Source organism: Streptococcus sp. 9903, assembly GCF_013276625.1.
In the GTDB taxonomy this organism is placed as follows: Bacteria; Bacillota; Bacilli; order Lactobacillales; family Streptococcaceae; genus Streptococcus.
Genome location: NZ_VMLI01000022.1, coordinates 18,422 through 27,363, shown reverse-complemented (window position 1 = coordinate 27,363; position 8,942 = coordinate 18,422). Strand labels below are relative to the sequence as shown.

Annotated in this window: 10 protein-coding genes; 2 read left to right on the top strand and 8 right to left on the bottom strand. The window is 40.2% G+C overall.

All coding sequences use genetic code 11. The features are described 5' to 3' along the window. On the bottom strand, positions 1-119 hold a 119-nt coding region (locus HT696_RS08440; protein WP_142999765.1), incomplete at its 3' end, for a helix-turn-helix domain-containing protein. A gap of 238 nt (positions 120-357) precedes the next feature. Between HT696_RS08440 and rpmF the strand changes: the two genes are divergently transcribed. Both rpmF and rpmG read left to right on the top strand, forming a co-directional pair. Beyond that, the gene (gene rpmF / locus HT696_RS08435; protein WP_000290417.1) at positions 358-540 is read left to right on the top strand and encodes a 50S ribosomal protein L32; all 183 of its coding nucleotides are present in this window, start codon (positions 358-360) and stop codon (positions 538-540) included. A gap of 15 nt (positions 541-555) precedes the next feature. Beyond that, positions 556-705, top strand: a complete 150-nt coding sequence (rpmG, locus tag HT696_RS08430; RefSeq protein WP_001265622.1) for a 50S ribosomal protein L33 — start codon at positions 556-558, stop codon at positions 703-705. Positions 706-1,506: 801 nt separating this feature from the next. Here the strand turns inward: rpmG and HT696_RS08425 are convergent. From HT696_RS08425 to HT696_RS08395, 7 genes are all read right to left on the bottom strand, one after another. After that, positions 1,507-1,854 (bottom strand): type II toxin-antitoxin system RelE/ParE family toxin, encoded by a 348-nt coding sequence (locus HT696_RS08425; RefSeq protein WP_173224728.1) that lies wholly within the window; start codon positions 1,852-1,854, stop codon positions 1,507-1,509. After that, positions 1,844-2,131, bottom strand: a complete 288-nt coding sequence (locus tag HT696_RS08420; protein ID WP_173224725.1) for a type II toxin-antitoxin system RelB/DinJ family antitoxin — start codon at positions 2,129-2,131, stop codon at positions 1,844-1,846. The genes HT696_RS08425 and HT696_RS08420 overlap by 11 nt, the downstream gene beginning before the upstream one ends. Positions 2,132-2,304: 173 nt before the next feature. Continuing rightward, on the bottom strand, positions 2,305-2,916 hold the full coding sequence (rpsD, locus tag HT696_RS08415; protein ID WP_000092756.1) for a 30S ribosomal protein S4: 612 nt from the start codon (positions 2,914-2,916) through the stop codon (positions 2,305-2,307). A 194-nt stretch (positions 2,917-3,110) separates the two neighbouring features. Next, on the bottom strand, positions 3,111-4,163 hold the full coding sequence (locus tag HT696_RS08410; RefSeq protein ID WP_173283560.1) for a HAMP domain-containing sensor histidine kinase: 1,053 nt from the start codon (positions 4,161-4,163) through the stop codon (positions 3,111-3,113). Next, positions 4,160-4,858 carry a response regulator transcription factor gene (locus HT696_RS08405; RefSeq protein ID WP_000520637.1) on the bottom strand — a complete coding sequence of 233 codons (699 nt, stop codon included), beginning with the start codon at positions 4,856-4,858 and terminating at the stop codon, positions 4,160-4,162. Before HT696_RS08405 ends, HT696_RS08410 begins: the two co-directional genes overlap by 4 nt. A 166-nt stretch (positions 4,859-5,024) precedes the next feature. Continuing rightward, entirely contained in the window at positions 5,025-7,724 is a 2,700-nt protein-coding gene (locus HT696_RS08400) for a PavB family fibronectin-binding SSURE repeat adhesin (protein ID WP_173283559.1), read from the bottom strand. Between the two features lie 115 nt (positions 7,725-7,839). Beyond that, a complete protein-coding gene (locus tag HT696_RS08395) occupies positions 7,840-8,856 on the bottom strand; it encodes a glycosyltransferase family 2 protein (RefSeq protein WP_173283558.1) in 1,017 nt (338 codons plus the stop codon). Between the last annotated feature and the right edge of the window lie 86 nt (positions 8,857-8,942).

The following is an 8,942-nucleotide window of genomic DNA, read 5'->3' as shown; positions in this document are numbered from 1 at the left end:
GAAACAGTAGTTGGGTCTTTTAGAATGGATTGTCCAATAGCTTTGAATGTTTCACCGCGCTCTAAACCTAATTGGATATCATTACGGTCTGAAAGGGTAAGGTGTTTATGTTTTGTCATAGTAGACCTCATTTCTAATTCAAACGTCTCACACTTAATTCCACCATAAAAATCCGTTTTAGACTAATTTCCACTTCGGTTAGGCGAGTGGAAGTTACTTTGAGAAGTTAGCACAGGAGAATTTTTTCATCTTTTTTTGTCAAGTAACTTTACTTTACAAAAAAAATGTGTTATCCTAGTATGGTTGATGAAAATCAGTAGATTGAATCGAATATAAATACCTAAAGGAGAAATCAAAATGGCAGTACCTGCACGTCGCACTTCAAAAGCGAAGAAAAACAAACGTCGTACACACTACAAAGTAACAGCTCCATCTGTAAACTTTGACGAAACTACTGGAGATTACTCACGTTCTCACCGTGTATCACTTAAAGGATACTACAAAGGACGTAAAATCGCTAAAGCTGCATCAGCTGAATAATAGAAGGGAGATACCATGCGCGTAAATATTACACTTGAACACAAAGAATCTGGTGAACGCTTGTACCTTACTTCTAAAAACAAACGTAACACTCCAGACCGTCTTCAATTGAAGAAATACTCACCAAAACTTCGCAAACACGTTGTGTTTACAGAGGTTAAGTAAGCATTCAATACGAATCAATACAGAAGAAAAACGCTGCTCAAGCGTTTTTTCTTTTTGTTAACTACCTTATATTTCAATTCAAACTTTACTTATCCTACAATCTTTTTTGTAAAACTGATTTGAATCAGGTAATTTTAGGACTCTACTTAACCAATGTCATCATTGTTTACCTATATTATACATGATGTGCAAAATGGAAATTGGCAGCGCGTGTACTAATTTCAGTGAAGCGGACTCAAACAACAGGATTCAGCGTTATAAGATTGCGGAATGACTTCTGAGGAATATCAAAATAAAAACTTGAAATATTGGGTGTTATATGTTAGAATGAACTTACAATATGAGTAAAGTTACAGCATATGTAACTAAAAAGCCCCACCGTGCCACCGATGGGGCTTTTTTGCTACCCTCTTAAAGGGTTAACCATTACTTCTTACGTTTCTTAAGCCATAACTTGAAAAGCTCAGATAACACGTTAATAAGTAACAGAGCTAGAAACACTATGAGTAAAGTTTCTAACATCGGCAACACCTCCCTTCCTTAAAGTGAGGGGGCCAAAATATAGTAGATTGAAACTAGAATAGTACATTTGGACTTCTAATACTCAATGAAAATCAAAGAGCAAACTAGGAAGCTAGCCGTAGGCTGTACTTGAGTACGGCTAGGTGAAGCTGACGTGGTTTGAAGAGATTTTCGAAGAGTATAGAAATTGATTTGATTGTCCTGATTGATTTGTCCTATTTTTATTTCGTTTCACTATGTTATATCATTTCCAAACAAAAACGCCTTCACATGTAGGCGCTATTTTTTCTTGAACAAGCGGATGTAGTCCTGTTTGCTATGAATAATATCTGATACAAAGACAGATTTTCTGTCCTCTAAAATATGATAGAAGGCTAGGTAATCGCCTAAAATGATGCATCTGGTTTTGTGAGGTGGGTATATAATACATCCTACTCTTTCGTCATCATCAAATCCTGCTTCTGGGAAGACTTCAAGACGCTCCAAACCATAAAGAATATTCTTAACTGTGTTTGCTCCTGCCTGCTCTGAAAAATAGTTAGCTGAGATATAGTCTTTAATACCTCTTAGCTGTTCTTGCACCGTTTCGGATATAATGAGGCTATATGCGTTCTCGTTAAATTCCAAGGTTAGCCCTCACTTCATCAAGGTTGTAAGTTCTTCCATGTTCTAAATCGTCAAAGCTACGGGCAATTTCAGCACGCAACCCTGATAGAAGTTCTTCTCTTTCTTTATCTACTTGAGTTTCAAATGGCAAGGCTTTATTTTCTACAATGTGTTCTAAAAACAAGTTAAAACTGGCTGTCATATCAAGATTTTGCGATGTGATAATAGCTTTAGCCTTCTCTAATAAGTCTCTGTTAGTCTTAAAGTTTACCTGTGTGTTTTTTTCTAAAACATTCATGGTAGTACCTCCTTTAGACTATTATATCACTTTAAACTATACAGGTCTAGTTACGTATAGCTACTTATAGCTGGATGCTTAAAAGCTATTCTAAAATGTAAAAAAGCACTAAGGGAAAGCGCCCCAAAGTGCTTAATATCAAGGCTCCAAAGCCTATCTGATTCAATAAAATATTACAACATTTTGTTGTAGAATTCAACGACAAGGGCTTCGTTGATTTCTGGGTTGATTTCGTCGCGTTCTGGCAAGCGAGTCAATGAACCTTCCAATTTTTCAGCGTCGAATGATACGAATGCTGGACGTCCAAGAGTAGCTTCTACTGCTTCAAGGATAGCTGGAACTTTCAATGATTTTTCACGAACTGAGATCACTTGACCTGGAGTTACGCGGTATGATGGGATATCAACGCGTTTTCCGTCAACAAGGATGTGACCGTGGTTTACGAATTGACGAGCTTGACGACGAGTAGTCGCAAGACCAAGACGGTAAACAACGTTATCCAAACGACGTTCCAAAAGAAGCATGAAGTTGAAACCTAGGATTCCGCCTTTGATTTTTGTAGCTTGTACGAACAAGTTACGGAATTGTTTTTCACCTACACCGTAAGTGAAACGAAGTTTTTGTTTTTCAGCCAATTGCAAACCGTATTCTGACAATTTAGAACGGTTGTTTGGTCCGTGTTGTCCTGGTACGTAGTTACGACGTGCCAATTCTTTACCTGTACCTGTAAGTGAAAGGCCAAGGCGACGAGCTTGTTTCCAAGATGGTCCTGTATAACGTGACATGTGAATGTCCTCCTGATATAAATAATATTTCGGTGGAAATAGTCACTTAGAAAGCCCTGATTCGTGCAGATGCCCTTCGCCTAAACAGCCAAGGTTACTTATCATAAGACACCTGTTGACGAGCTTCATGCTTTCCTGCTGATATTTCACACAAAATTCATTTTACCATGAATGGCTGGATTTGTAAAGGGGTTTTAGGCTTTATTTTCATTGCCAGAGAGATTGAGAAGGAGGGTAAAGGTGCTTCCTAGACCGTACTGGCTGCTGACTGTAATTTCTCCACCCAATTGATGGGCCAATTCACGCGCAATCGCAAGTCCTAAGCCATGACCACCTGTTTTCATGTTACGCGAAGTTTCTACACGATAAAGGCGTTTGAAAATATTCTCCAAATCCTCTGGGGCAATCCCCTGTCCCTCATCGGTCACACTGATTGAAAGCTGGTTCTTTTCCAGCTTAGCCACCACTTCCAGCTTGGTTCCTGGAGCAGAGTATTTAAAAGCGTTATTGACCAGATTCACCAAGATACGAGAAAGCTTGGCATAATCTCCCTCAATCCGGGCAGACTCTGGGATTACCTGCAAGTGGACATCTCTTCTCTCCTGCTCAATCAAGAACTGAAATTCACTCATGCACTCAATCAAGAGCTGATCCAGAAAAATACTATCTTTACTGGTCATATCCGCCTGATTTCTGGCTGTGTTTAGAGTCAAAAAATTCAACTCCTCAACCAGTTTATTGAGCCTTTCCGTCTGGCGTCCAATGGTTGCTAGATAATGAGCTTGCTCCGACTCCTTGATAACCCCATCCAAAATCCCTTCTACCGTCGCTTGGATCGAAGTGATAGGAGTCTTAATATCATGCGACAACTGGGCAATCATCAAGCCCTTTTCTCGTTCGCTTTCTTCCAAGGAATCAAAGCTTGCCTGCAAATCATGGGACATTTCATTAAAAGCTTGGCCTAATTGTTGAAATTCTAAAGGGCCTTGAACCTCCAAATTTGAAGGAAAATCCTTGTCCGCTACCCGCTTGGCATGTTCCTTGAGTTTGCCCAACGACGTAAATACCGGCGACAGGAGAAAGAGACTAATACCAGCACCGACAAGGCTGGCAACGATGGTCATCCCAAGCAAAAAGTAAATCTCACTTTTCTCAATCAGCATTTTTTGAACAGCCCAAAAAACAACCAAAATGGTTAAGAGGGTTGAAATAATATATCCAACCAAAATATAACTTTTTAGTTTCATGTTTGTCCTCTCGGTTTCTCTATCTTATATCCCAACCCCCAAACTGTCTTAATAGTGGGCGTTTGGTCACTACTATATTTTGCCAACTCCTGTCGAAGAGCATGGATATGCACATTCAAGGTATTGGTATCATCCACATAGTCTTCTTGCCAGACCTTTTCATAGAGGTCTGTCTTGGAGAAAACTCGCTCTGGATTGCTAGCTAAAATCCACAACAATTCAAATGATTTAACAGTCAAATCCAGCATTTCTTCTCCTATTTGAACTTCATGACTACTATGATTCATTTTCAGATTGCCAAGGGAAATCAGCTCTGTTTCGCCCCCACGATGAAGGCGGCGCAAAATATTATGGACCCGCAAAACCAGCTCACGAGGGCTAAAGGGCTTAGCAATAAAATCATCTGCTCCCAAGCTCAGGCCGTAAATCTTGTCCTGTTCACTGGTCTTAGCAGTAATAAATAGGAAAGGCTGCTCTGGTGATAAGTATTGAACCTCACCGATTAAATCATAACCATCCATCCGAGGCATCATGACATCTGTGATAATCAAATCAATCGGTTTTTTCTTGAACAGCTCTAGCGCTTCCAGTCCATCATGGGCTACCAAGACCTGATAACCTGCCTGAATTAAGTATCTCTGATGAATATCTGTGATTTCTACCTCGTCATCGACGAGTAAAATTGTCTTTCCCATCTGTCTCTCCTTTGATAAAAACAGTGCTATACTGCTTTAAGTATAACACTATTTTTATTGTTTTACGATGATTTTAATCTGCTATTGAAAGAAAGTCCTGATAGCTGATTGAGTTGGTAAACTAGCCTTAGTCAGCCCACTATCCATCATTTATTTCCTTAGCTGATTAGTTTTCTTCTTTTTTGTTTTTCAAACCTAGACCACCGAGTAAACCTGCAAGCGCAAGCCCAAGGAAACCAATACTTGCCATTGATGTTTGAGCTTCACCAGTATTTGGTAGCATAGCTTTATCATCTGACATCATCTTGTCTGACATCATCGTATCAGCCATCTTGTTAGCAGAAGCAGCCATGTTTTCGCCTGCCATCGTATTGGTAGAGCTTGTCATGGTGTCAGCAGGCATGCTATCTGTAGTACCTGGAGCTGGAGTCTCAGTCTTCATACCTGATTTTTCCATTTGGTCATTTGCTGGCATTGCTTTATCAGTCTCTTTGGCTGGTGCCATCATGTCCTTATGGTCAGCAGCTGTTTGATGAGTCGCACCTGTAGCATGACTGTGATTCATCGGAGTCACGCCAGAACCAGAGTTAGAAGGTGAGAATGAACCATTTGCTGTGTCTGATGTTTCTTTAACATTTATCTTAATAGTAACTTGTTTAGTTGCTACGACATTTGTCAAATCAGCTTTACCGTCTTTGTTGCCATAAACTTTAACAGTAGCTTTATAAGTTTGAGTACCATTAGCACGAAGCTGATCAATTAAATCTTGACCTTGTTTACCAACAGTATTGCCATTTAAGTCTACTTCATAGAAATATTGACCTTTAGTGTTCACATTTTCACCTAGTGGAGATAGGGCTGGATTTTTAGCGTCGCCGTTATCTGACCATGGAGCCTTGTCAGATGCTTTGAGCAAGAGACGAGTCAACATGCCATCACCTGCGAAGAGTTCGTATGGAATCACATGGTTAACACCGGCTGTGAATGGACCTTCACCTTCAGCTTTTTCAAGATAAGCTGCTGGAACATCGATACTGTCTTTAACGTTATCTTTAACAGCTTTTTCGACAGTTTCTTTAGCAACTAATCCATTGATGTTGATGTCTACATTTTTAGTAGCAACTAGATTAGTCAAGTCAGCTTTACCGTCTTTATTTCCGTAAACTTTAACAGTAGCTTTATAAGTTTGAGTACCATTAGCGCGAAGTTGATCAATTAAAGCTTGACCTTGTTTACCAACAGTATTGCCATTTAAGTCTACTTCATAGAAGTATTGACCTTTTGTTTTCACATTTTCTCCTAATGGAGATAAAGCAGGATTTTTAGCTACACCATTATCAGACCATGGAGCCTTATCAGAAGCTTTTAGTAATAGACGAGTCAACATACCATCACCAGCGAAGAATTCATAAGGAATTACTTGGTTTACACCGGCAGTGAAAGGACCTTTTCCTTCAGCTTTTTCAAGATAAGCAGCAGGAACATCGATACTGTCTTTAACGTTATCTTTAACAGCTTTTTCGACAGTTTCTTTAGCAACTAATCCATTGATGTTGATGTCTACATCTTTAGTAGCAACTAGATTAGTCAAGTCAGCTTTACCGTCTTTATTTCCGTAAACTTTAACAGTAGCTTTATAAGTTTGAGTACCATTAGCACGAAGCTGATCAATTAAATCTTGACCTTGTTTACCAACAGTATTGCCATTTAAGTCTACTTCATAGAAATATTGACCTTTTGTTTTCACATTTTCTCCTAATGGAGATAAAGCAGGATTTTTAGCTGTACCATTATCTGACCATGGAGCCTTATCAGAAGCTTTGAGCAAGAGACGAGTCAACATACCATCACCTGCGAAGAGTTCATAAGGAATTACTTGGTTTACACCGGCTGTGAATGGACCTTCACCCTTGGCTTGTTCTAGGTAGGCTGCTGGAACATCAATACTGTCTTTAACGTTGTTCTCAACTGCAGATTTGACATCGCTTTTTGTTACAAGACCGTTCAAAGTAATATTGACATTACGTGTCTTGACAACCTTAGTCAAATCAGGTTTATCTCCGGCTGCTTCATAGACAGTCAGGGTAGCTTCATAGGTATTTGTACCATTAGTACGAAGTGTATCTAATAAATCCTGATCTTGCTTACCTGTAGTGTTACCATTCAAAGATACTTGATAGTAATACTTGCCATCAGGTAAATTTTTCACTGGTGGAATTTTTTCATTTTTATCCTTACCATTATCTGACCATGGAGCCTTGTCAGATGCTTTGAGTAAGAGACGAGTCAACATACCATCGCCTGCGAAAAGTTCATATTTAAGCGGTTTGTTTACACCAGCCAAGAAAGGATCGGGAACTTTGGCTTGTTCTAGGTAGCCCGCTGGGACATCAATACTGTCTTTAACATCCTCATCGACAGCTTTTTCAATATCTTCTGGAGTTGCTTGTGTCCCTGCCACATCATCTGTATCTACAGCTTCTTTTAAGACATCTGTTAGCTCTGGATTTTCTTGAGCTTCTTCACCTTTTTCAAAAAGTGTATCCAGACGAGAAGGGCTTGTTTCCTCGCTCACTTCAGTTCCTTCTGTAGGTGTAGAAAGTGAATTCGTATTTCCAGCAACGGCCTCAGGTTTCGCTTCAGCAAGAACGGTGTCTCCCTGAGTTTCTGCTAAGTCACCCTCTTTCGTTACCGATTCCCCTTCAGGTAAGACTTGAGCAGGGGTTGGATTGAGCCCATCGGCACGTACAGAACTTGGTTGACCAACTAGGACAAAGAAGCCACTAGCCACAACAACTGAGGCAACACCGACACTAAGACGGCGAATAGACCAACGAGTATATCTTTGATTTGGATTGAATTTCATAGGATTCTCCTTAGAGTTTTTCTTTATTTGATGACTCTAGTATAATCTCCTAAAATTAAAAAGGACTAAGAAAAAGTTAAAATTTTTCTTAAATCCCTCTTATAAAATACTTATATCAATTAAATCCATAAACAGATTTGGTGATTTGATAGACAACATTGGACAGTTTGCGAGCTGGCAAGACAGAATGTTTGGTCAAACGGCTGAGCATGGTCTTGCGAATAGCCTGAAAGACCTCTGGATTTTCCTGCTGAATATAGGTCCACAGCTCCCGTTTTTTGGCAAGATGCTCTGCTGTTCCAGCTCGGTTGAGCAGGGCACTGGAAATCACCGTCGTGATTTCAATATGATTCAGCAGATATTCTCGCATTTTGGGGTGGCTCACTTGGGATAAATCAAGCTGGTCTACCAAGAGTCGATTGACTTTCAGTTGCTGGTCAATGCGCTTAATCATCACTTGCTCATTGACAGACTGGTCCTCACGCCCAATCAAATATCGATAGAAATCGACAGGCAGATAGTACATGGTCTTGACCTGCTGGAGGGGTGTAAAGACAAAAAGATTATCGACATAAAAAGTATGCTCAGGCAGTTGGAACTGGATCGCTCGCAACAAATCTGTCCGGTAAATCAGCGAGTGCATCATGATATACTGGACTTTGGAGAAATTTCCGACCTGGTCCCAGCCAAAAATCTGCTGGACAGGCAAGACTGACTCGTAACTCATACTCTTCTTACGAGACTGACCTTCCTTTTCATAGACAAAATTAGTCACAAAGGCGTCAACCTCTTGACCCTTGCTCTCAAGTTCCTGCAAGGTTTCAAGAATTTTCAGGTAAGCACGAGGATCCACCCAGTCATCACTGTCAACTACTTTAAAATAGCGCCCAGAAGCCTCTGCCAAGCCACGATTGACCGCACCGCCATGGCCCTTATTTTCCTGATAGATGGCTCTAACGATGTTAGGATACTTGATGGCTAAACGCTCAGCGATTTCCTGAGTCCGGTCCTGAGACCCATCATTGATAATCAAAATCTCAACTTGCTCACCACCAATCACTAGCGACTCCACACAGTAATGAAGATAGGCAGCGGCATTATAGCTAGGGATGGCGATAGACAATAACTTCATAATCTGCTCCTTTAGGGGACTGATTTTTTCTTATACTCTTCGAAAATCTCTTCAAACCGCGTCAACGTCGCCTTGCCGTATATATG